The 21,673-nt window shown below is 59.0% G+C and carries 20 protein-coding genes and 4 tRNA genes; 14 read left to right on the plus strand and 10 right to left on the minus strand.

Annotated features, from left to right (window positions below; translation table 11 throughout):
- Positions 1-128 precede the first annotated feature (128 nt).
- From HCU66_RS01205 to thiO, 7 genes are read left to right on the plus strand one after another with little or no spacing between them, the layout of a single operon-like run.
- Positions 129-602, plus strand: a complete 474-nt coding sequence (locus HCU66_RS01205; protein WP_205886641.1) for a GspH/FimT family pseudopilin — start codon at positions 129-131, stop codon at positions 600-602.
- Positions 599-1,048, plus strand: coding sequence for a type IV pilus modification protein PilV (pilV, locus tag HCU66_RS01210; RefSeq protein WP_205886642.1), 450 nt, complete (start codon positions 599-601; stop codon positions 1,046-1,048). The genes HCU66_RS01205 and pilV overlap by 4 nt, the downstream gene beginning before the upstream one ends.
- Positions 1,045-1,758 carry a PilW family protein gene (locus HCU66_RS01215; protein ID WP_205886643.1) on the plus strand — a complete coding sequence of 238 codons (714 nt, stop codon included), beginning with the start codon at positions 1,045-1,047 and terminating at the stop codon, positions 1,756-1,758. Before pilV ends, HCU66_RS01215 begins: the two co-directional genes overlap by 4 nt.
- 11 nt (positions 1,759-1,769) lie before the next feature.
- Positions 1,770-2,249, plus strand: a complete 480-nt coding sequence (locus HCU66_RS01220; RefSeq protein ID WP_205886644.1) for a pilus assembly PilX family protein — start codon at positions 1,770-1,772, stop codon at positions 2,247-2,249.
- Positions 2,236-5,358, plus strand: a complete 3,123-nt coding sequence (locus HCU66_RS01225; protein ID WP_205886645.1) for a pilus assembly protein — start codon at positions 2,236-2,238, stop codon at positions 5,356-5,358. The genes HCU66_RS01220 and HCU66_RS01225 overlap by 14 nt, the downstream gene beginning before the upstream one ends.
- Before the next feature lie 14 nt (positions 5,359-5,372).
- Entirely contained in the window at positions 5,373-5,774 is a 402-nt protein-coding gene (locus HCU66_RS01230; RefSeq protein ID WP_205886646.1) for a type IV pilin protein, read from the plus strand.
- 56 nt (positions 5,775-5,830) lie between these two features.
- Positions 5,831-6,931 carry a glycine oxidase ThiO gene (thiO, locus tag HCU66_RS01235; RefSeq protein WP_205886647.1) on the plus strand — a complete coding sequence of 367 codons (1,101 nt, stop codon included), beginning with the start codon at positions 5,831-5,833 and terminating at the stop codon, positions 6,929-6,931.
- A 105-nt stretch (positions 6,932-7,036) separates the two neighbouring features.
- Here the strand turns inward: thiO and HCU66_RS01240 are convergent, their stop codons facing one another.
- The 4 genes from HCU66_RS01240 to HCU66_RS01255 form a co-directional block, all read right to left on the minus strand.
- Positions 7,037-8,383, minus strand: coding sequence for a sigma-54-dependent transcriptional regulator (locus tag HCU66_RS01240; protein WP_205886648.1), 1,347 nt, complete (start codon positions 8,381-8,383; stop codon positions 7,037-7,039).
- Positions 8,380-9,969 (minus strand): ATP-binding protein, encoded by a 1,590-nt coding sequence (locus tag HCU66_RS01245; protein ID WP_205886649.1) that lies wholly within the window; start codon positions 9,967-9,969, stop codon positions 8,380-8,382. The genes HCU66_RS01240 and HCU66_RS01245 overlap by 4 nt, the downstream gene beginning before the upstream one ends.
- Positions 9,959-10,192, minus strand: a complete 234-nt coding sequence (locus tag HCU66_RS01250; RefSeq protein WP_205886650.1) for a PP0621 family protein — start codon at positions 10,190-10,192, stop codon at positions 9,959-9,961. Before HCU66_RS01250 ends, HCU66_RS01245 begins: the two co-directional genes overlap by 11 nt.
- A 135-nt stretch (positions 10,193-10,327) precedes the next feature.
- Positions 10,328-11,350 carry an outer membrane protein assembly factor BamD gene (locus tag HCU66_RS01255; protein WP_205886651.1) on the minus strand — a complete coding sequence of 341 codons (1,023 nt, stop codon included), beginning with the start codon at positions 11,348-11,350 and terminating at the stop codon, positions 10,328-10,330.
- A 151-nt stretch (positions 11,351-11,501) separates the two neighbouring features.
- Here HCU66_RS01255 and rluD point away from each other — a divergent pair, with 151 nt between their 5' ends.
- From rluD to HCU66_RS01290, 7 genes are all read left to right on the plus strand, one after another.
- Positions 11,502-12,464: a 23S rRNA pseudouridine(1911/1915/1917) synthase RluD gene (gene rluD, locus HCU66_RS01260; RefSeq protein ID WP_007901932.1), complete on the plus strand. Its 963-nt coding sequence runs from the start codon at positions 11,502-11,504 to the stop codon at positions 12,462-12,464.
- Positions 12,461-13,183 (plus strand): peptidoglycan editing factor PgeF, encoded by a 723-nt coding sequence (gene pgeF / locus HCU66_RS01265; RefSeq protein ID WP_205886652.1) that lies wholly within the window; start codon positions 12,461-12,463, stop codon positions 13,181-13,183. Before rluD ends, pgeF begins: the two co-directional genes overlap by 4 nt.
- A gap of 129 nt (positions 13,184-13,312) precedes the next feature.
- Positions 13,313-15,877, plus strand: coding sequence for an ATP-dependent chaperone ClpB (gene clpB / locus HCU66_RS01270; RefSeq protein ID WP_205886653.1), 2,565 nt, complete (start codon positions 13,313-13,315; stop codon positions 15,875-15,877).
- A gap of 318 nt (positions 15,878-16,195) precedes the next feature.
- A tRNA-Asn gene (locus tag HCU66_RS01275) sits at positions 16,196-16,271 on the plus strand.
- A gap of 9 nt (positions 16,272-16,280) precedes the next feature.
- Positions 16,281-16,357: transfer RNA gene (locus tag HCU66_RS01280), tRNA-Pro, on the plus strand.
- Between the two features lie 5 nt (positions 16,358-16,362).
- Positions 16,363-16,438: transfer RNA gene (locus tag HCU66_RS01285), tRNA-Lys, on the plus strand.
- Between the two features lie 96 nt (positions 16,439-16,534).
- Positions 16,535-16,611, plus strand: a tRNA-Pro gene (locus HCU66_RS01290).
- 150 nt (positions 16,612-16,761) lie between these two features.
- On the opposite strand, the gene HCU66_RS01295 is transcribed toward HCU66_RS01290, so the two are convergent.
- From HCU66_RS01295 to HCU66_RS01320, 6 genes are all read right to left on the minus strand, one after another.
- Positions 16,762-17,163: an HvfA family oxazolone/thioamide-modified RiPP metallophore gene (locus HCU66_RS01295; protein ID WP_205886654.1), complete on the minus strand. Its 402-nt coding sequence runs from the start codon at positions 17,161-17,163 to the stop codon at positions 16,762-16,764.
- 336 nt (positions 17,164-17,499) lie between these two features.
- Entirely contained in the window at positions 17,500-18,798 is a 1,299-nt protein-coding gene (locus HCU66_RS01300) for an NAD(P)/FAD-dependent oxidoreductase (RefSeq protein WP_205886655.1), read from the minus strand.
- Positions 18,799-18,858: 60 nt separating this feature from the next.
- The gene (locus HCU66_RS01305) at positions 18,859-19,032 is read right to left on the minus strand and encodes a DUF3094 domain-containing protein (protein WP_008154890.1); all 174 of its coding nucleotides are present in this window, start codon (positions 19,030-19,032) and stop codon (positions 18,859-18,861) included.
- 161 nt (positions 19,033-19,193) lie between these two features.
- Positions 19,194-19,820 carry a DUF1780 domain-containing protein gene (locus tag HCU66_RS01310; RefSeq protein ID WP_205886656.1) on the minus strand — a complete coding sequence of 209 codons (627 nt, stop codon included), beginning with the start codon at positions 19,818-19,820 and terminating at the stop codon, positions 19,194-19,196.
- Positions 19,821-19,929: 109 nt separating this feature from the next.
- Complete coding sequence (locus tag HCU66_RS01315) at positions 19,930-20,379, minus strand: potassium channel family protein (RefSeq protein WP_205886657.1); 450 nt, start codon at positions 20,377-20,379, stop codon at positions 19,930-19,932.
- A gap of 22 nt (positions 20,380-20,401) precedes the next feature.
- Positions 20,402-21,505, minus strand: coding sequence for an AI-2E family transporter (locus HCU66_RS01320; RefSeq protein ID WP_205886658.1), 1,104 nt, complete (start codon positions 21,503-21,505; stop codon positions 20,402-20,404).
- Between the last annotated feature and the right edge of the window lie 168 nt (positions 21,506-21,673).

Consider the following 21,673-nt stretch of genomic DNA (forward strand, 5'->3'; position numbering starts at 1 on the left):
ATCTCCCTCCGTGGAGTGCTGCGGCCCGCGCGATCCTTGCGCGAGTAATGGCAAAACAACCGTACATCTGCCGGTCGAATGTTCTAGCGTGTAGAAGCAGGTATAGCCGACGGCAACGGAGGGCACCGATGGATCATCGTACAAAAGGTTTCACACTGATCGAGCTGCTGGTCACGCTCGCGGTGTTTCTGATCCTGATCACCCTGGCTGTTCCGGCGTTTACCCGCTCGGTGCAAAGCACCAAGGCCGACACCGAGATCGGCGACCTGCAGCGCGCGCTCAACTACGCACGGCTTGAGGCGATTGATCGGGGCCTTACCACCCGGGTTCGCCCGACAGTCGGCGGCAGCGTCTGGACCGGCGAGTTGACCGTTTATGACGGTACTGGCAATCCGGCCAATGTATTGCGGGTTGTTCCAGCAATGAGCAGCGGCGCAACTCTGACGCTAACCTCAGGAGTGACCGCGATTGATTTCAACAATCTGGGCGGTTTGTCAGCGCCGTCCACGGCGGTGGTGATCAGTTATGTATTGGGGGCACAAAGCCGGACGCTGAATGTGTGCTTGAACGGACGAATTCTACTGGGTGGAAGCTGCGGATGAGGGGTTGGAGCAAGCGTGCACAGGAGGGCATGACGCTGATCGAGGTACTGGTCGCGTTGTTGGTGCTGGCTGTGGGTTTGTTGGGCGCGGCGGCGATTCAGCTCAATGCGCTGAAGTACACCGACAGCTCGCGAATGACCAGCCAGGCGAGTTTTATCGCCTACGACATGATGGACCGCATTCGCGCCAACTCCGGCGCCGATTACACCGTCACGCCACCAACCTCGGGCAACCTGAGCGTGGCCCGGGATCAGGACCTCTACGACTTCACCACCAACATCGCCAATTTTGGCGGCGCCACCGCTACCGGCAGCATCACCCGCAATCAGCGTGTGTACACCATCACCATTACCTGGGATGACTCGCGGGCCGCCAATACCGCGGACTCGCGTCGCAGTTTTGTCCTCACCAGTCGCGCCACCGTCGACCCGGCGACGACACCATGACCAGAGCCAGCAAAGGTTTCGGCCTGATCGAGTTGCTGATCGCCCTGGCGTTGAGTCTGGTCGTGGTGCTGGGCGTGGCGCAGATTTTCATCGCCGCTAAAAACACCTACGCCAGCCAGAACACCGCCGCCGGCATGCAGGAAGATGCACGATTCGTGCTGAGCAAAATGATTCAGGAAATTCGCATGGTCGGCATGTTCGGTTGCCTGGGCGCGATTACCGACGCTAGCTCGGCGGGGAGTTTCAATGCCAGTCAAATCACGCCGATCAGTTGGGACAATGCCAACCTCAAATTAACGCTGGTCACCGCCGATGTCGGCGACAGTGGCGGGGTGCCAACCTGGACAGTAGTTTCCGACTGCCGCAACACCGCGACGGCCTACGCCGGTAAACGCGCGCCGGTATCGGGGCAGCTGGCGTTTCCGATCCGGCGGCTGATCTACAGCTTCAACAACAATCAACTGCTGATGGGCTCCGGCACCGGCACGCCGACGCAGCAGGTGCTGGTGAACAATGTCAGAGCCTTCAATGTGAGCTTCGGCCTCGCCAGTTCGGCCACGGATACGGCCGCCTCTAGCTATAGCAGCAACCCATCCGACCCGGCACGAATCCGTAGTGTGCGCCTTACGCTGACCCTCAACGACCCAAACAATCGGGTCCACGATCAAACCTTCCACGTGGTTGCCGCTTTGCGCAACCGGTTGCCATGAGGGGAGGGCCGATGAGTATTTCTCCCATGACCTCTCATGCCGAACGCGGGATGGCGCTGTTGGTCAGCCTGGTGTTTCTCCTGGTGCTGACGTTGATCGGCCTTGCGTCGATGCAGAGCGCTACGTTGCAGGAAAAAATGGCCGGCAGCGTGACCCTGCGCAACCAGTCGTTCCAGGGGGCGGAAGCGGCGTTGCGCGTCGGCGAAAGCGCAGTGCAACTGGACAGCTATTCATTGCCGGTTTGCAGCGGTACCAGCCAGTGCGCGCCGCCGGCCGAGGCGTCGGTCATCACCGCGGCCGGGTTCAATTCCACCTCGGGGGTGACCTGGATCGCCGCCGGAAACGGCTTTTACGGGGTGCAAAACATCGGCACCACCCTGACGGCCGTGAACGTGCCGAGCAACACATCGGCAACGCTGTACCGGGTGACGGCTGTGGCCATCGTGGGCAATTCGCGCAGTGTGGTGGAGAGTATCTATGCGAAGTACTGAGGCCCGCACCGGCTGGCGCCATTGGTTGTTGCAGCTGTTCTGCGGCGTTGCGTTGAGCCTTTATCTGGCAGCCCCGACTTACGCCTTCACGCCCTCGGACTCGCCGCTGTTGAACGCTGCCGCCGTGGCTCCCAATGTGATGCTGTTGCTCGACGATTCGGAGAGTATGAACAGTATTATCTGGGCGCCGGGCTTCGACCCGACGGTCGCACGCACCCCGGTGACTATTTGCCTCTCCAATGGTTCGTGCAACAAAGGCCGTGAGCTTGACATGACCGATGGCAATATTCCCTTGTCGAGTTTGACTCATGGAACATGCTCGAAGGCCGGATGGTACGGTTTTTATAAAAACAGCTTCTCCGGTCTGGATTCGCATTGCCTCAAGCTTCCCGATCCGGTGGGGAGCGAGGACACTCTCTATTCGGCGAATTACCTGTCTTATCTGATAAGCCTGGCCAACAATTCCGACCGGGATTTCACCGATGGATCGATTCCCAATGATTACCGGATGAATGTGGCACGCAACGTTTCCAAGACGTTGGTGGCCAGCAATCGCTCGCTGCGCATTGGCCTGTCCACGTTCAACCTGAAGGTCGGCAACCATAAGAATGACGGCGGATATATCGTTCGTTCGGTCAGTGACTTGTCGCCCGTCAGCGGCACCGTCACCCAGGCTCAGGCCGATGCCAACTACAACGAATTGATCGCCGGAATCGACGAGTTGAGCGCGCAGGCCAACACGCCGCTGGCGGAAGCCTATTACGAGATCACCCGCTATTTCCGTGGCATTACGCCATACAACAACTCGACGCCCACCACCTACACCAGTCCGATTCAGTATCGCTGCCAGAGAAATTATGGGGTGGTGATCACCGGTGGTTTGCCGACCTTCGACCACACCTTTCCGACCGACGATCCGCAGGATGACAGCGCGTTACCGAACTGGGATGGTATCAGCAGTAACGATGGCGCAAATCCCTTGGGCGACAAGGAGGGCGACACCTTGTACCTGGATGACATCGCCAAGTTCGCCTTCGACATCGATATGCGCTCCACGGGAACCGATGCCGCAGGCAAAAGCTGGAACGCCGTGGATTTTCCCCGGCAGAACATGAATACCTATACCGTGGGTTTTACCGCGGTAAACCAGATGCTGGCAGATGCTGCGACCTACGGACAGGGAAGGTACTACCAGGCGATTGATGGTACGGGGCTGAACAGCGCACTTTCTTCGGCTTTAAGCGACATCACCGCCAAGGCCGGCTCAGGTGGCAGCGGCGTGGCCAGCGGCACCACACTGACCAGTAACTCAACCTACTTCCAGACCACTTACGACCCCAAGGACTGGCGGGGCACCATCAAGTCCTTTGGCTTCACGTCGGCGGGCGCGGTGAACACAGCCGCGGTGCTGTGGACTACCGATACCACCATCGTGCCCGGCGCCACCGCACCAACCTACCAGTCCTGGAACACGCAGACCAACGCTGCTGTCACCCTGGCCTACAGCAATTTCTCCCCGGCCCAGCAGACTTCCCTCAGCCAGAGCTTGCCCACCGGCATCACCGGCAGCGATCTGGTGGAGTGGAGCAAGGGCACTAACAGAACCGGGTTGAAAACGCGCAGCGTATTACTGGGCGACATCATCAATTCGCCACTTGTGCTGGCCGCGCCCACGGACCAGACCGCGTCCGATCTGGTGGGCGACACCACCTACAGCACCTACCTGGCCACCAAAGCAGCCAACATGAATGCCAGCCTGGTGGTGAACGCCAATGACGGCTTTGTAAATGTCATCAACTCGGCCAACGGTGTCAGGCGTTATGCCTACATGCCCTCCAGCGTGCTGCCATCATTGCGCTACATCGCTGATCCCACCTACATCAACGGTGTAAGCCACAAGTTTTTGGTCGACGGTCAGGTCGGTGTGTTCGATGCTCAACTCGATAGCGCCTGGAAAACCCTGGCGATTGGCGGAACAGGGGCGGGCGGCAAAACGTTCTATGCGCTGCAACTGTTCGACGCATCGGCCGGTAACGTGACTAAGGCGCTCTGGGAAATCAGTGCACCGGCCATGGCCAGTACGGCGAACGTTTTCAATGATCTGGGTTATGCCTATGCACGCCCGGAAGTGGCACGCTTGGCTGATGGGCGCTGGGCTGCGTTTATCTCCAATGGCTATGGCAGCAACTCCGGGGTGGCAGCGCTGTATGTGGTGGATATCCGCGATGGCTCGCTGATCAAGAAAATCGTGGTCGACAGCACGGAAACCACCAATGGCCTGTCGTCGGTGAAGCTCAGGGTCAACTCGCAGAATGTCGTGCAGGCCGCCTATGGGGGGGACTTGAAAGGGCGGTTGTGGAAGTTCGATTTGAGTGGCGCCGCCGCCGATACCTGGGGCGTGGCGTTTTCCGGCAAGCCGTTGTTCACCACGGCGGGCGGCGCGACCCAGCCGATTACCGCGCAACCGTTACTGGCGGATCACGCATCGGGCGGCAAGCAAGTGTTTTTCGGCACCGGCAAATTGAATGAGGCCGCCGACAAGACCAACAAGGATCTACAGGCGTTCTACGCGGTATGGGATGCCGAGGGGGGCTCAGGTCAAATCACTGTGTCCAGCTTGCAGGCGCAGGCGGTGACCGGCGTTTTTTCGGGCAGCACCGGGCAATTCATCACCACCAGCCAGAACGAGGTGACCTACCCGGCAAAGAAAGGCTGGTACTTGCCTCTGGTATACAACAACGTGCTGACGGGGGAGCGGGTGATCAATCAGGCCACTTTAGTCTCGGAGCGAATCGTTTTTACCACGGCCAGTATGGACACCACGGACCCCTGTGCCGGCTTCGGCAGCGGCAAACTGGTCGAACTCGATGCGTTCAGCGGTAAGATGCTCAATTACGCGGTGCTCGACACCAATGCCGACGGGAAGGTCGACAGCACTGATACGATTTCCAGCGGGGTGATCTTCACCGGCGGTATTCCGACCCTGAACGCGGTCGTCAATGACGCAACCGGCAAGATTGTGAACGACTCTGGTGGCGGCATCAGCACGCTGGTGGAAAAATCCGGTGGCGGTAGCGGCCGTCGCATCATGTGGCGACAAATACAGTAAGTGAGAGTTGAGGCATGCGCAGATCCAACCGAGGTTTTACCCTGATCGAAATCATGATCGTGATTGCGATCATCGGTATCGTTATCACCATTGGCTACCCGAGTCTCACCGAGTACGTGAAAAAGGGCCGCCGCACTGAAGTTGCCGGGTTGCTTTCCGAGCAGGCGCAGATCCTCGAGCGTTTCTATTCGAAAAATAACGTCTACACCAATGCCACCGGTCTGAGCACCGGCAATGATTTCTATACCATCACCCCAACCCTGACCGATCAGACCTTCCTGCTGACGGCCACACGCAAGGCCGGTTCGACCATGGCGAGCGACAAGTGCGGTGATTTCACCCTTACCAATACCGGTGTCAGGAGCATGGTCAATGCCACGTCCGGCCTGACCACCAAGGATTGCTGGGGTCGCTGAGTTTCTTTTTCGGGTGCCTTTTGCGCCCTCTGTCTATTGAACGGTTGGATCAAAACATGAGCAGGCAACAGCAAGTGGTGATTGTCGGTGGCGGGGTGATTGGCCTGCTGACGGCGTTCAATCTCGCGTCCGAAGTGCAGAGCGTCGTGCTGCTGGACCGTTCGAATGTCGGTCAAGAGTCGTCCTGGGCCGGTGGTGGAATCGTTTCGCCCCTCTACCCATGGCGCTACAGCCCGGCGGTCACTGCGTTGGCTCATTGGTCCCAGGATTTTTATCCACAGCTGGCGGAACGCCTGTTCGCCGCCACGGGTGTCGATCCTGAAGTGCACACCACCGGATTGTATTGGCTGGACCTGGATGACGAAGCCGAAGCGCTCGCCTGGGCCAAGCGGGAAAATCGTCCGCTGAAGGCTGTGGATATCTCTGCGGCGCACGATGCGGTGCCGGTATTGGGCACCGGTTTTTCGCGGGCGATCTACATGGCCGATGTGGCCAATGTGCGTAATCCACGGCTGGTGAAATCTCTCAAGGCAGCGTTGCTGGCGCTGCCGAACGTGACGATTCATGAGCAGTGCGAAGTCAGCGGGTTTATCCGTGAAGGCGCTGCGGTGGTCGGGGTACAGACCTCGATGGGGGCCATTGCGGGTGATCAGGTGGTTTTGACGGCAGGGGCCTGGAGCGGTGACTTGCTGAAAAGCCTGGGCCTGGAGTTGCCGGTCGAACCGGTCAAAGGCCAGATGATTCTCTACAAGTGCGCGGCGGACTTCCTTCCAAGCATGGTCTTGGCCAAGGGGCGTTATGCCATTCCCCGGCGCGACGGACACATTCTGATCGGCAGTACGCTGGAGCATGAAGGCTTCGACAAGACGCCGACCGACACCGCGCTGGAAAGCCTGAAGGCCTCGGCGGTGGAGTTGATTCCGGCGCTGGCGGATGCCGAGGTGGTGGGGCATTGGGCCGGGTTGCGGCCAGGGTCGCCGGAGGGGATTCCCTATATTGGCCGGGTGCCGGGATTTGACGGGCTCTGGCTCAACTGCGGGCATTACCGCAATGGGTTGGTGCTGGCGCCTGCGTCGTGTCAGTTGTTTGCGGATGTGATGCTAGGGCGGGCGCCGATTATCGATCCTGCGCCATATGCCCCAGTGGGGCGGATCTGACCGAGCGATATTTGTTGTTAGTCAGATCGCCTTCGCGGGCAAGCCTCGCTCCTACGGGGTTGAGTCGATCAACATGTTTGCGAATGACTGCCCGCGAAGGGGCCCTCAATCCAGCCCCAACTTCTTGAGCCTGTAACGCATCGACCGAAACGACAGGTTCAACCGCTGAGCCGCCGCTGTGCGATTCCAGCGGGTTTCTTCCAGCGCCTGGAGAATGAGTTTGCGTTCGATGTTTTCCAGATAGGCTTCCAGGTTGTCGATCTGTGTCAGGTCCGGCACGTCGCCGTCCGGGTTGCAGTTACCTTCGGCCAGTCGCAGGTCGCTGGCTTCGATCTGTTTGTCCTCGCACAGTGTGTGGGCCCGCTCAAGCATGTTCTCCAATTCCCGCACATTCCCCGGAAATCGATAATTTTTCAGTGCATCGAGGGCTTGGGGGTGGAGTCTTGCAGCGGGTTGGCCAGTGCCGGTCGCCAGTCGCTTGAGCATATTGTTGGCCAGAAGCTCAATGTCGTCGCGGCGTTCGCGCAAGGACGGCACCCGCAGTTCGATCACGTTGAGTCGGTAGTACAAGTCCTGGCGAAAGCGTTCGGCGGCGACTTCGGCACCCAGGTCTTTGTGGGTGGCGCAGAGGATGCGCACATCGACCACGGTTTCCTGTTGCCCACCGATGCTGCGAACGGCTTTCTCCTGAATCGCCCGCAGCAGTTTGACCTGCATCGCCAGCGGCAAGTCAGCCACTTCGTCGAGGAACAAAGTGCCGCCATGGGCGGCCTGGAACAGACCGGGTTTGTCTTCGATGGCGCCGCTGAAACTGCCTTTGCGATGGCCGAAAAATTCGCTTTCCATCAGTTCCGACGGGATTGCCCCACAGTTCACCGGGACGAACGGTCGGCTGGAGCGCGGGCCTTGTTCGTGGATCAGTCGGGCGACCAGTTCCTTGCCACTGCCGGACTCGCCACTGATGTACACCGGGGCCTGGCTGCGGGCCAGTTTGTCGATTTGTTTGCGCAGGTTGCGCATCGGCAGTGAGTCACCCAGCAGCCGACGGTCGATGGCGCTGCTGGCGCCGCCCGGCGCTGGCAAACTCAGGGCGCTGGTGACCAGTTCACGCAGGCGGGTGAGGTCGACCGGTTTGGTCAGAAAGTCGAAGGCGCCGGCCTTGAGGGCGTTGATGGCGGTCTCCAGGCTGCCATAGGCGGTGATCATCGCCACTGGCACTTGTGCATAGCACTGCTGGATGTGCTGCACCAGTGCCAGACCGGTGCCGTCGGGCAAGCGCATGTCGGTCAGGCACAGGTCGAACGTATCCCGAGCCAGCAGCGCCTGCGCCTCTGCGAGGTTGCGTGCGCTGAAGGTGTCGAGCTTCATCCGTCCCAGGGTTATTTCCAGGAGTTCGCGGATATCCGGTTCGTCGTCGACAATCAGGATTTTTTGCCGTGTGTTCGTGTTCAACTTTGTTTCCGTCCGTGAGCAAAGGTGATGCGAAAGCAGCCGCCGCCTTGGCGTGGTTTGAAGTCTAGGCGGGCCTGATTGCTTTCGCACAGCTCACGGGACAGATAAAGCCCCAGGCCAGTACCCTGGCTGCTGGTGGTGAAGAACGGTTCGAACAAGTGCGCGCGCTGGTCCGACGCCACACCGGGGCCATCGTCCAGGACTTCAAGGGTCGGCAGCTGGCTGTCCGGGTCGACAAACAATTCGAGCCAGGCCTGCGCCTTATCGTGATTCAGGGCGCTATGGCGCCAGGCATTGCGCAACAAATTGTCGAGAATCTGGGTCAGCTGATTCGGATCCATCAAGGTTTTGAAGTCTCCCGAACCGATGCGCAGGTGGATTTGCTGACCTTCGGTCGCTCTTTCGCGGGTTTCGGTGACGAAGTGCTCCAGCCACGGCTTCAAATCGAGCCGTTGCGGCACGGTTTGCTGGCGGCGAGACAATTGCAGGACGTTTTCGATTACCCGATTCATTCGCTCAGAGTGGTCTTGAATAATCTGCGTCAGACGCCGATCCGCGCCGTTCAGTTCCTCGGATTCCTGCAGTAGCTGCGCGGCATGACTAATGGCGCCCAGTGGATTGCGGATCTCATGGGCAATACCGGCGGTCAGGCGACCGAGGGCGGCGAGTTTCAGTTGTTGGGCCTGCTGGGCGATTTGGGCAAGGTCTTCGAGAAAGACCAGCGTCTGGTGGTGCGGGTTTTGGTCCAGGGCAATGAAGCTCGGTTGCAGGACCAGGCCATTGCTGGCGATTTTCAGGCTTTGCGGGCGCAACGTCGGGTTGTTGAACCACAGTTGGAGTCGCTCGACCAACGGCATCGAATGATCGTCGAGCAACTGACCCTCCAGTTTCTCCTGTCCCAGCAAGGTCAAAGCGCTGTGATTGGCCAATTGCACTCGCCGCTGGTCGTCGAGCACCAGAATGCCGGTGCGCATGCGCTGCAGGATCAGCGCGTTGAGCGCTTCGAGTCCGAGCACTTCGCTGGCTCGCTGCTCGGCCAGGGTTTCGCTGACCTCCAGTCGTCGGATCAAGCCTTGGACCAGCAATGCCGCGGCAAAACACAGGGCGCCGAGGGTGCCGGCTTGCAGGTAATCGTTGGGGCTGGCGGGGTGGCTGAAACTCAGCAGGAAGCTTAAACCCACGATACCGAGGGCACCGACCGCCGCAATCAACAGGCCGATTCGCCCGCGCAGCAGTGTATTGCCGATAGCCACCGACACGATCAACAAGTTGCCGATGGCGCTGGCCACGCCTCCTGCGGCGTAGAACAGGCCGCACAGCAGCAGGACATCGACCAGCGTCAGGCTGAACAGCTGCGCCGGACGCCGAGTGTTCCCCAGAAAGACCACCAGCAGGATGTTCAGCACCAGATACAACCAGCTGCCATTGCGCAGCAGGTCGTCATTGGCGAACGTCAGCAACTGGTTGTCCATGTTGCTGGAGATCAACAGCACCAGAGTGATGCCGACGCTTAAGCGGTAGAGGTGATAGAGGCGCAGCAGTCGCAGGGCCTGTTTGTTGCCGGGACTGGACGTCTCAGCGATCACGGGAGCCCGGGCCTTGCTCAAGGTGAGCCTGGCTGCAGTACCACTGTTGTTCGAGTTTCAGCGCGCGGTCACGGGGCAGATGCACACCGCAATGAGCGCAGCGAACCATGGGCGGAGCATCGTGCTCGCGCGGCGTATTGGTGACCGACGTCGGTCCCTTGAACTTGCGCCAGAACCATACGGCAGCGGCAATCAGAGCGATCCAGAACAATAGACGAAGCATGGTGGGCGGCTTTTTGATTAATGAATGGGCAGTTTAGCCAAGGACGGGGCAGGCGCACAGCGCAATACGCTCCCCTGAAATCGGGCAATAAAAAAGGCGCCTCGAAAGGCGCCTTCTCGGTACAACAACCCAGCGTCAGTCGAACACGCCAAAGGTCATGTAGCTGAACCACGAACGGTCGGTGCTGTTGGCTTCGGACTCGTGTTCCTCTTCTTCGATCACATCGCCGTGTTCATCTTTAGGCTTGAGCTCGTTCGGAATCGCGTCCTTGGCATCCTGGAACTGCTTCTGCACGTCCTGGTTGGCGCGGGTTTCGCCCGGCGGCAGCGGCGGACGGGATTCGATCAGGCCCAGGGTGGCCTTGCTCAACCACGAACGGTTGTCGGCTTCGTCTTTCGACGGCACGAACTGACCGTCCACCAGGCTCGGGTGGTTCGGGTAGTTGAGTTTCAGGGTTTCGAGGCTGGTCGCGGCCAGTTCGTCCAGGTGCAGACGCTGGTAGGCTTCGGTCATTACCGCCAGGCCGTCACCGACCGAAGGGGTTTCCTGGAAGTTTTCCACTACGTAACGACCACGGTTGGCGGCGGCGACATAGGCCTGACGAGTCAGGTAATAGTCGGCAACGTGAATCTCGTAGGCCGCCAGCAGGTTGCGCAGGTAAATCATGCGCTGCTTGGCGTCCGGCGAGTAGCGGCTGTTCGGGAAGCGGCTGGTCAGCTGCGCGAACTCGTTGTAGGAGTCGCGGGCAGCACCCGGGTCACGCTTGGTCATGTCCAGCGGCAGGAAACGCGACAGCAGGCCGACGTCCTGGTCGAAAGACGTCAGGCCCTTGAGGTAGTAGGCGTAATCGACGTTCGGGTGCTGTGGGTGCAGACGAATGAAACGCTCGGCGGCAGACTTCGCAGCCTCAGGCTCGGTGTTCTTGTAGTTGGCATAGATGAGTTCGAGTTGAGCCTGATCGGCGTAGCGACCGAACGGATAACGCGACTCCAGAGCCTTCAGCTTGGCTGTAGCGGCGGTGTAGCTATTGTTGTCCAGGTCGTGCTGAGCCTGCTGGTACAGCTCGACTTCGCTCAGGTTTTCGTCTACGACTTCCTTCGATGAGCAAGCAGCGGTCAATGCGAGGATGGCGATCAGCAGCAGGTGTTTCACTTGCATGGCGGCTTGCGTCCCTATGACGGCCGCTGTCTTGGGCGGGGCCGTCCTGTTATGATGAGTGCCCCGTTGAAAAGCCTCGGGGCAAAAGACGCCGTATTTAACCACAAGCGCGCAGCCGAAACCAAAGGCTGTGCCGACGCCTAGTCTGAGCATGTCCGATAAAATTGAACTTCGCGCAGAGGTGCCGTCCGAATTGGGCGGCCAACGCCTCGATCAAGTCGCCGCACAACTATTCGCTGAGCACTCGCGCTCGCGCCTTTCCGCCTGGATCAAAGACGGCCGCCTGACTGTGGATGGGGCGGTTATCCGCCCGCGAGACATCGTTCACGGTGGCGCCATTCTTGAACTGACTGCCGAGCAGGAAGCTCAGGGCGAATGGATCGCTCAAGACATCGAGCTGGACATCGTCTATGAAGACGACGACATCCTGGTGATCAACAAGCCTGCGGGCCTGGTGGTGCATCCGGCCGCCGGTCACGCCGACGGCACCTTGCTCAACGCTTTGCTGCACCACGTGCCGGACATCATCAATGTGCCCCGCGCCGGTATCGTGCATCGCCTGGACAAGGACACTACCGGTCTGATGGTGGTGGCCAAGACCATTCAGGCGCAGACACAACTCGTCACGCAATTGCAGAGCCGCAGCGTCAGCCGGATCTACGAGTGCATCGTGATCGGTGTGGTGACCGCCGGCGGCAAGATCAATGCGCCGATCGGTCGCCACGGCCAGCAACGCCAGCGCATGGCCGTGATGGAAGGTGGCAAGCAAGCCGTCAGCCATTACCGCGTGCTCGAGCGTTTCCGCTCCCACACTCACGTGCGGGTCAAGCTGGAAACCGGTCGTACGCACCAGATTCGCGTACACATGGCGCATATCAACTACCCGTTGGTCGGAGATCCTGCCTACGGCGGTCGTTTCCGTATTCCGCCGGCCGCCAGCGTGACCATGGTCGAATCCCTGAAGAATTTCCCGCGTCAGGCGCTGCATGCGCGCTTCCTGGAGCTGGATCATCCGACCACCGGTAAACGCATGAGCTGGGAATCGCCACTGCCGGACGACTTCGTCTGGTTGCTGTCGTTGCTCAAGCAAGACCGCGAGGCGTTCATCGGATGACCTGGCTGACGCCTGACTGGCCTGCGCCGGCCAGCGTCAAAGCCTGCGTTACCACCCGTGCGGGCGGCGTCAGTCTGGCGCCGTTCGACAGCCTCAACCTGGGCGATCACGTTGACGACAGTCCAGAAGCTGTCGCCGAAAACCGCCGTCGCCTCACCGATCATTTCTCGATTCAACCGGCCTGGTTGCAACAGGTACACGGCATTGCCGTGGCTGATGCCGACCCGAGTCGGGTAGTCACCGCTGACGCCAGCTGGACGGCAACGCCCGGTATTGCCTGCGCGGTGATGACCGCCGATTGCCTGCCGGCGCTGTTCTGCGACCGTGCCGGCACCCGCGTTGCCGCCGCCCATGCCGGTTGGCGCGGGTTGGCGGCGGGTGTGCTGGAAGCAACCCTCGACAGTCTGGCTGTGCCGCCCGAAGACATACTGGTCTGGCTTGGTCCGGCCATTGGTCCACAAGCCTTCGAAGTCGGCCCCGAAGTGCGCGAAGCCTTCGTTCAGCAACTGCCCGGAACCGCTAACGCCTTTGTGCCGAGCCACAACGCGGGCAAATTCATGGCTGACATCTATGAGCTGGCGCGTTTGCGTCTGGCCGCTCGTGGCGTCACGGCCGTTTATGGCGGTGGTCTCTGCACGGTGACCGATCCACGTTTCTTTTCTTACCGCCGCAGCCCACGCACCGGCAGGTTTGCCTCTCTGATCTGGCTCGAACGCTAGACTTCTCTGATCTACATCAACTGCACGACGCTTGAATCTCCCAGAATCGACCACATCTATAGCGGTATCTGGCAGGTTTCTTCACTCGGGATGTTTATAGGTCCGGCCTGCTCAAAAGGAAGGTGACCCATGCGTATAGACCGTTTAACCAGCAAGTTGCAGTTAGCCTTGTCCGACGCCCAATCCCTGGCCGTCGGTCTCGATCATCCGGCCATCGAGCCGGCACACTTGATGCAGGCCATGCTTGAACAACAGGGTGGTTCGATCAAACCCCTGTTGATGCAGGTGGGGTTCGACGTCAGCAGCTTGCGTAAAGAGCTGACCAAAGCACTTGATCAGTTGCCGAAAATCCAGAACCCGACCGGCGATGTGAATATGTCGCAGGATCTGGCGCGCCTGCTCAACCAGGCCGATCGCCTGGCGCAGCAGAAGGGTGACCAATTCATTTCCAGCGAACTGGTGCTGCTCGCCGCGATGGACGAGAACAGCAAGTTGGGCAAATTGCTGCTCGGTCAGGGCGTGAGCAAGAAAGCCCTGGAAAACGCGATCAATAATCTGCGTGGCGGTGAGGCGGTCAATGACGCCAACCAGGAAGAGTCACGCCAGGCGCTGGATAAATACACCATCGACCTGACCAAGCGCGCCGAAGAGGGCAAGCTCGATCCGGTGATCGGCCGTGACGATGAGATTCGCCGCACCATTCAGGTTCTGCAACGCCGCACCAAGAATAATCCGGTGCTGATCGGTGAACCTGGCGTGGGTAAAACCGCCATCGCCGAAGGCTTGGCTCAGCGCATCATCAACGGTGAAGTGCCGGATGGTCTCAAAGGTAGGCGTCTTTTGTCCCTGGATATGGGGGCATTGATTGCCGGTGCCAAATACCGTGGCGAGTTCGAAGAGCGCCTCAAGGCTCTGCTCAACGAGCTGTCGAAACAGGAAGGACAGATCATTCTGTTCATCGACGAATTGCACACCATGGTCGGCGCCGGCAAGGGCGAAGGCTCGATGGACGCCGGCAACATGCTCAAACCGGCATTGGCCCGTGGTGAGCTGCACTGCGTCGGCGCGACCACGCTCAACGAATACCGCCAATACATAGAGAAGGATGCGGCCCTCGAACGGCGTTTCCAGAAAGTCCTGGTGGACGAGCCGAGCGAAGAAGACACCATCGCCATCCTGCGTGGCCTGAAAGAGCGTTACGAGGTTCACCACAAGGTGGCGATCACCGATGGCGCAATCATTGCCGCGGCCAAGCTCAGTCATCGCTACATCACTGACCGTCAGTTGCCGGACAAAGCCATCGACCTGATCGATGAAGCAGCCAGCCGCATCCGCATGGAGATCGACTCCAAGCCGGAAGTGCTGGACCGTCTGGAACGTCGTCTGATTCAGCTGAAGGTGGAATCCCAGGCGCTGAAGAAAGAAAGCGACGACGCGGCGAAGAAACGTCTGGAAAAACTGCAGGAAGAGATCGCCCGCCACGAGCGTGAGTATTCGGACCTCGAAGAGATCTGGAATTCGGAGAAAGCCGAGGTTCAGGGTTCGGCGCAGATCCAGCAGAAAATCGAACAGTCCCGTCAGGAACTGGAAGCCGCGCGCCGTAAAGGTGATTTGAACCGCATGGCCGAGCTGCAATACGGGGTGATCCCGGACCTGGAGCGCAGCCTGCAAATGGTCGATCAACATGGCAAAAGCGAAAACCAGTTGCTGCGCAGCAAGGTGACTGAAGAAGAGATCGCTGAAGTGGTGTCGAAGTGGACCGGCATCCCCGTGGCGAAAATGCTCGAGGGCGAGCGCGAAAAACTGATGAAGATGGAAAGCCTGTTGCACCAGCGTGTGATTGGTCAGGACGAAGCAGTGATCGCCGTCTCCAACGCAGTGCGGCGTTCCCGTGCCGGGCTGTCCGACCCGAATCGCCCGAGCGGTTCGTTCATGTTCCTGGGCCCCACCGGTGTCGGTAAAACCGAGCTGTGCAAGGCGCTGGCCGAGTTTCTGTTCGATACCGAAGAGGCGATGGTACGGATCGACATGTCCGAGTTCATGGAGAAACATTCCGTGGCACGGCTGATTGGTGCGCCACCAGGCTATGTCGGCTATGAAGAGGGCGGTTACCTGACCGAAGCGGTGCGTCGCAAGCCGTATTCGGTGATCCTCCTGGACGAGGTTGAGAAGGCCCATCCAGAGGTGTTCAATATTTTGCTGCAAGTGCTCGAAGATGGCCGTTTGACCGACAGCCATGGTCGGACGGTGGATTTCAAAAATACCGTGATCGTCATGACCTCCAACCTGGGCTCAGTGCAAATCCAGGAACTGATCGGCGATCGTGACGCTCAGCGTGCGGCGGTGATGGATGCGATTTCCACACACTTCCGGCCGGAGTTCATCAACCGGGTCGATGAAGTGGTGATTTTCGAGCCGTTGGCCCGGGATCAGATCGCCGGCATTACCGAAATCCAATTGGGTCGCCTGCGTAGCCGCCTGACCGAGCGCGAGCTCAAGCTGGAACTCAGCCCTGAGGCGATGGATAAGCTGATCGCCGTCGGTTACGACCCGGTTTATGGCGCACGACCGCTCAAACGGGCAATCCAGCGCTGGATCGAGAACCCGCTTGCGCAGCTGATCCTGTCAGGCCGTTTCATGCCCGGAGAGACCGCCAAAGGTGTGGTGGAGAACGACGAAATCGTTTTCGTCTGATCCCCGGCAGCAACAAAATGAACGAGGCCTCGCATTGCGAGGCCTTTTTTTCGATAGGCTGTTGAACTCAAAGGAAAATGCTTGTAAAGTGCGCCCCGCAGTAAGTCACCCCGAGAGGGTTTCTGCTCCCCAAGCAGGAATCTGAAATAAGTTGCAAATCATTAACTTGAAAGCGATTTAGGGGGTTGACAGAGGTGCTTAAGATTGTAGAATAGCGCGCCTCAGACACACGAACGCAGCGATGCGAACGGGTCGAAGAGGTGAAGCAAGCTTCACAGTTGTAAAATGAAACACCAGTTGTAAATTGAAATATGTAGTTCCGTGATAGCTCAGTCGGTAGAGCAAATGACTGTTAATCATTGGGTCCCAGGTTCGAGTCCTGGTCACGGAGCCAATTTCAAACCGGGGTATAGCGCAGTCCGGTAGCGCGCCTGCTTTGGGAGCAGGATGTCAGGAGTTCGAATCCCCTTACCCCGACCATTTTTGGGTCGTTAGCTCAGTTGGTAGAGCAGTTGGCTTTTAACCAATTGGTCGTAGGTTCGAATCCCACACGACCCACCATTTTTGAAACCAGTTAACGCTGGAATCGAATCTTAAGATCAGACGCCAAAAGCTCTGTTCGCAGAAGGTGCCTTTCAAGGGGTGCCTTTTTTTTACCGGGGTATAGCGCAGTCCGGTAGCGCGCCTGCTTTGGGAGCAGGATGTCAGGAGTTCGAATCCCCTTACCCCGACCATACAAAAAATCCTCGTATCGAAAGATACGGGGATTTTTTTTGCCTTCAATAATGCAGACCGTTTCCCGTGCTACCGAGGCCAGACGGAAAAAAGCCCCGCTTTTCGATGGAGAAGCAGGGCTGGCGCTTCAGGGGTAAGTCTTCAGGGGCTTAACTATTGTCTTTCAAGTGCTCGAACAAGCCCTTCGGCATCTGTTTGCCATTGGCTTCGTAGTTGGCTTTCACGTTATCGAAGGCCTCTTGCTCCGAGATCTGGCCATCGTGGTTGGTGTCGATCTTGTCGAAGTCGGCCTTGGGGGCCACTTTCAGGAATTCCGCGCGGGATACCTGGCCGTCGCCATCGGTGTCGGTCCTGGCCATCGAGGCATCGCCGCACTTGCCTTCGCCACATTTGCCTTCCGGGGTTTTCACCGAGGTTTCGGCCGAGGCGACCATGTAGCCCTGGGTCAGTGGCTGCGCGGCGAATACGGAACCGGACAACATCATGCCGCCGGCCAGGACAGCGCCAAGCAGGCCAACGGTGTTTTTGCTGAGAGTAGTGGTACGGGACATTACAAATCTCCTGGGTTGCACGACACAACCGCTCGATAAAGGACGCCACGTAAGTGCGGCGATGACCGAAGCAGGCGGTGCCTTGCTCGGGTGTGGCCATTTAGCGGGCGTGGTGTATCGCTACTGTGTCGTGCAAGGGAGCGTTTGTAAGCGAAGGGGGGCAATCGAGGGGGAGATACAGTGAGATACCCTGGTGTCAGGGAGTTGGACCGAGGCGTCTGCTTCGCGGGCAAGCCTCGCTCCTACAGTTCGGAGTCGAATCGAAATGATGCGATCGACTCAGCCCCGTAGGAGGGAGGCTTGCCCGCGAAGAGGCCCTCAGTGACGCCGAGGCTCTTAATGCAACTTGAGCCGTGGCTCGGTCCCACGCCCAATCTTGCTGCCGAGCATCAGCATCGCCGTGCGAAACGCGCCATACAGCGCCATCTGATGCATGCGGTACAGCGACACATAAAACATCCGCGCCAGCCAGCCTTCAAGCATTACGCTGCCGGTGAGGTTGCCCATCAAGTTACCCACAGCCGAAAAACGCGACAGCGAGATCAGTGAGCCGTAGTCGGTGTATTTGTACTCCGGCAGGGTTTTGCCTTCGATCCGCAATTTCAGCGATTTGGCCAGCAACGAAGCCTGCTGGTGAGCCGCCTGGGCGCGTGGCGGTACGTTGCGGTCGCTACCCGGTTGCGGGCAGGCCGCGCAGTCGCCGAAGGCGAAGATGTTTTCATCGTGGGTGGTTTGCAGGGTCGGCAGCACTTGCAGCTGGTTGATGCGGTTGGTTTCCAGGCCATCGATGTCCTTGAGGAAACCCGGTGCACGAATCCCGGCGGCCCAGACTTTGAGGCTGGCGTTGATCACTTGGCCGTCGGCGGTAATCAGGCTGTCTGCGGTCACTTCGCTGACCGCGGCATTGGTCATGACGTTGACCCCGAGTTTCTCCAGGGTTTTATGCACAGGCCCGCCGATCCGATCCGGCAGTGCCGGGAGAACCCGTGGCCCGGCTTCGATCAGGGTGATGTGCATGTTTTCCGGCTTGATCCGGTCCAGGCCGTAGGCCGCAAGCTCATGGGCGGCGTTGTGCAGTTCCGCTGCCAGTTCGACCCCGGTGGCTCCGGCGCCGACGATGGCCACGCTGATCTGTTGCACGGTGTCGGTCTGTCCGGCATGGGCACGCAGGTAGTGATTGAGCAGTTGCTGATGGAAGCGCTCGGCCTGCTTGCGGGTGTCGAGAAACAGACAGTGCTGCGCCGCGCCTTGAGTGCCGAAGTCATTGGTGGTGCTGCCGACGGCAATCACCAGAGAGTCGTAAGGCACTTCGCGCGCTGGCACCAGTTCCAGGCCGGCTTCGTCGTAAGTGGCGGCCAGCTGGATTTTCTTCTGTGTGCGATCGAGCCCGCTCATGCGCCCCAGCTGGAACTCGAAGTGGTTCCATTTTGCCTGGGCAACATAGTTGAGTTCGTCTTCGGAAGAGTTGAGCGATCCGGCGGCCACTTCGTGCAACAGCGGTTTCCAGATGTGGGTCAGGTTCGCGTCGACCAGCATCACACTGGCCGTGCCGCGCTTGCCCAGAGTCTTACCCAGACGGGTAGCCAACTCCAGACCGCCGGCGCCGCCGCCAACGATGACAATACGATGAGTCATGGGGATATCTCGCAAGGCTAAAAGAAATCGGTGCAGTCAACCGAGCGAGCGCGATGCAGCTCATAGCGTCAGGTAACTGATAAGTCGGCTCAACAGGCCCAGACCAATGGTCACTGCCAGCACCACCACCAGGAGCATCCACGGCCGGAAAGGCCGGCGCTCGACTTGGTGTTGGGACAATTGCAGGTACTCTTCGACATGCTTCTGGTCGTCGGGGTTCAGGCGGCTGGTCATAAAGGCCTCGTCGGGTAGACGTTGCTGAATGTGCAGACGTTACAGCAGTTTGTCTGCGGGCGTTGAACGATGCATGTGGTTCGGGCGAATGATTGCGCTTTGTAACATCCGGCCAGTGATTGCGCCATCCTGTGACCTGTTGCCGGTATCTGCGGCGGGACTCACAGGCTGATCCCGACGTCGAAGACGATGCTGCGACCCAGGTTGCTGCGCAGGAAGTCCGGGGCATCCGGGTGGGCGAAGAGCACCCGGGCGAAGGTGGGTCCAACCAGCGATAACGAGCGCCAGCCCTGGCGCAGGTATTCGGTGGGCGGCGGAAAGTGGCTGTTGAGGTCCAGCACTTCGCGCTTGAGGCTGGCGAAGGCAATGATGTCCAGATCCCCCAGGTCCATACCGCGTTCTTTGTAGTTGTGGGCTTTTTTGCGTAGGGTCGGCGCCAGTCTCAGCAGAAACTCATTAGCCGGGATGCGTCGGGGCTTGGCCTCGCGACGCACCAGTTGGCTCAGGGAAAACGCGCTGCGCCGGCGTTGCAGCTCATCACGCCATTCGTCATTGAGGCGCCGGCCCTCATCGAGCACGAAGAACACCTCGAAATTCGCATCGCGAAACAGCACGTCCGGCGGCTCTGCGGCGGGGGCAAATTCGTCGGCGCGATAGGGAATGTTCAGGCCCTGCAGCAGGCGCTGGCAAACCCAACGCTCACGCTCCCATTTGCGGGCATTGGAAAGGAACGTGTTGGCTTGCTCGGCCGCAATGGTCAGCAGGCGTAAATAATCTGAATCATCCATAGGCCCAAGCTTAGCGTTCAAATGTGATCTGAATAATAAAGTCTGTCGCAAAAGAAAAAAGGCTGTCGCGATTTCTTCAGATGAACCTTACCTGCTTTTTCTGGCATGCCTATGGGCGTTCGCGCTGTTGCAGCCTTTCCATGCTGTGCTTGATGACATCCATCACCGCGGCGGTCATGACCGAGGTGGAGACACCAAACATCAGAATGCCGTTGGCGGCCTCCAATGGGCCAAGCAGGCGCCAGCGTGAGGACATGATGATGTCGCCGTAGCCCAGGGTGGCGAAGTTGACTGCCGAGTGATACAGCGCCGTGGCGAATTCGTCGAATTCGTCGAGCAGCATGAACAGCGCGGCCCAGATGGCGATCTGCACGAAATTACCGAGCAACATCAGCACCATCACCATCGACAGCAACAGGATATTCAGCCATTGCGATTCACGATCGGGTTGGGCATGCCTGAAACGCACGTAACGACGCAAACATATAGCCACGAAAACGGCTTGCATCACCAGGCAGAACAGCATCACGGGGAGGCCGGCGAGTAGATTCATCAGCATGGGAATATCCTCGGCAGCCGCGTCAGGTTTGTCCCTGGTTGTCTGGCCCCGGTTCTTGCCCTTGATCCTCTACCCATTGCCAGAACAGCCGATAGCCGACCGCAAGTATCACGGGGCCGATAAACAGGCCGAGGATACCGCTCGTCACCATGCCGCCCAAGGCACCGATCAGCACCACGGGCATCGGTACATCGACACCACGACCCAGCAGCAGCGGTTTGAGGACGTTATCGACCAGGCCCGCAACGAAGACATAGATGGCAAACACAATGGTCGCGGTACTGGCACCTTCGCTCGCGAAAACGAAGACGATGACCGGAAGGGTAATCAGGGTGGCCGGTAATTGCATGATGCCAAGCAGCAGCACCGCCAAGGCGAGAAGACCTGCGCCGGGGATGCCCATGAACACAAAGCCGATGCCCACCAATAGCATCTGTATGAAAGCGATGCCGACCACACCCAGTGCCACTGCCCGGATGGTAGCGGTGCACAGTTCGGCGATTTTCGGTCCCTTGGCTGGGCCGCAGAAACGCGAAACGATCTGCAATGCGCTGCGTTGGCCACTTTCACCAAAGGCTATGAAAATACCGGCAATGATCAGGGCGAAGATGAATAAAAGGAGCCCCATGCCGACACCCGCAAGCTTGCTCAGCAGGGAGAGGCTGACACCTTTGATTTGCGGTATGAACTTCTCTACTAGATCGGGCAGGTCGGTGACGGCTTGTGTCCATAAGTTATGAAGAGGTTTCCCCACGAGTGGCCAGTTGGCTACCGCATCGGGCGGGAGGGGAACATGGAAACTGTCACTTTTGACCATGTGCATCCCCCGCTCCACGGAATCCACAAGCGAGGTTCCCAACAAATAGACGGGCACCATAAGGATACTGATGGCGATCAATACGATCAGTGTCGCGGTGAGCCCATCCTTGTTTCCCAACACGCCTTTGAGCCTGAGGTGCAATGGGTAGAGGGTGATTGCCAGGACGAACGACCACAGCATCAGATCGAGGAATGGGCTGAATATCTGGAAGCAGAAAATCACCAGAACGGCAATCAGCCCGGCACGAATCAGTACATCGAGCAGACCTCGGGAAAACGCCTTCTCGGAAATGGGCGTGGGAACCATTGATTTTTCCTCCTGTAGATAGGAGCAAAGGCATGAGAGCGCTAAGACCAGCATAGACGTGCTGACAATTCTCGTATGCCCGTATTTCCCCGCCCAACGCTCGGTTCAGGACATTGCACAAAACGGATAGCGATCTGCGCAAAGCGGCTATTGCCCCGTGCCTTGCGT

The organism is Pseudomonas frederiksbergensis (assembly GCF_017114915.1).
Lineage (GTDB): Bacteria > Pseudomonadota > Gammaproteobacteria > Pseudomonadales > Pseudomonadaceae > Aquipseudomonas > Aquipseudomonas frederiksbergensis_I.

What these genes read in the sequence shown, in the direction of transcription:
- HCU66_RS01205 (WP_205886641.1), top strand. Translation starts at nt 129, where the DNA reads ATGGATCATCGTACAAAAGGTTTCACACTGATCGAGCTGCTGGTCACG.
- pilV (WP_205886642.1), top strand. Translation starts at nt 599, where the DNA reads ATGAGGGGTTGGAGCAAGCGTGCACAGGAGGGCATGACGCTGATCGAG.
- HCU66_RS01215 (WP_205886643.1), top strand. Translation starts at nt 1,045, where the DNA reads ATGACCAGAGCCAGCAAAGGTTTCGGCCTGATCGAGTTGCTGATCGCC.
- HCU66_RS01220 (WP_205886644.1), top strand. Translation starts at nt 1,770, where the DNA reads ATGAGTATTTCTCCCATGACCTCTCATGCCGAACGCGGGATGGCGCTG.
- HCU66_RS01225 (WP_205886645.1), top strand. Translation starts at nt 2,236, where the DNA reads ATGCGAAGTACTGAGGCCCGCACCGGCTGGCGCCATTGGTTGTTGCAG.
- HCU66_RS01230 (WP_205886646.1), top strand. Translation starts at nt 5,373, where the DNA reads ATGCGCAGATCCAACCGAGGTTTTACCCTGATCGAAATCATGATCGTG.
- thiO (WP_205886647.1), top strand. Translation starts at nt 5,831, where the DNA reads ATGAGCAGGCAACAGCAAGTGGTGATTGTCGGTGGCGGGGTGATTGGC.
- HCU66_RS01250 (WP_205886650.1), bottom strand. Translation starts at nt 10,192, where the DNA reads ATGCTTCGTCTATTGTTCTGGATCGCTCTGATTGCCGCTGCCGTATGG.
- HCU66_RS01255 (WP_205886651.1), bottom strand. Translation starts at nt 11,350, where the DNA reads ATGCAAGTGAAACACCTGCTGCTGATCGCCATCCTCGCATTGACCGCT.
- rluD (WP_007901932.1), top strand. Translation starts at nt 11,502, where the DNA reads ATGTCCGATAAAATTGAACTTCGCGCAGAGGTGCCGTCCGAATTGGGC.
- pgeF (WP_205886652.1), top strand. Translation starts at nt 12,461, where the DNA reads ATGACCTGGCTGACGCCTGACTGGCCTGCGCCGGCCAGCGTCAAAGCC.
- clpB (WP_205886653.1), top strand. Translation starts at nt 13,313, where the DNA reads ATGCGTATAGACCGTTTAACCAGCAAGTTGCAGTTAGCCTTGTCCGAC.
- HCU66_RS01295 (WP_205886654.1), bottom strand. Translation starts at nt 17,163, where the DNA reads ATGTCCCGTACCACTACTCTCAGCAAAAACACCGTTGGCCTGCTTGGC.
- HCU66_RS01300 (WP_205886655.1), bottom strand. Translation starts at nt 18,798, where the DNA reads ATGACTCATCGTATTGTCATCGTTGGCGGCGGCGCCGGCGGTCTGGAG.
- HCU66_RS01305 (WP_008154890.1), bottom strand. Translation starts at nt 19,032, where the DNA reads ATGACCAGCCGCCTGAACCCCGACGACCAGAAGCATGTCGAAGAGTAC.
- HCU66_RS01310 (WP_205886656.1), bottom strand. Translation starts at nt 19,820, where the DNA reads ATGGATGATTCAGATTATTTACGCCTGCTGACCATTGCGGCCGAGCAA.
- HCU66_RS01315 (WP_205886657.1), bottom strand. Translation starts at nt 20,379, where the DNA reads ATGCTGATGAATCTACTCGCCGGCCTCCCCGTGATGCTGTTCTGCCTG.
- HCU66_RS01320 (WP_205886658.1), bottom strand. Translation starts at nt 21,505, where the DNA reads ATGGTTCCCACGCCCATTTCCGAGAAGGCGTTTTCCCGAGGTCTGCTC.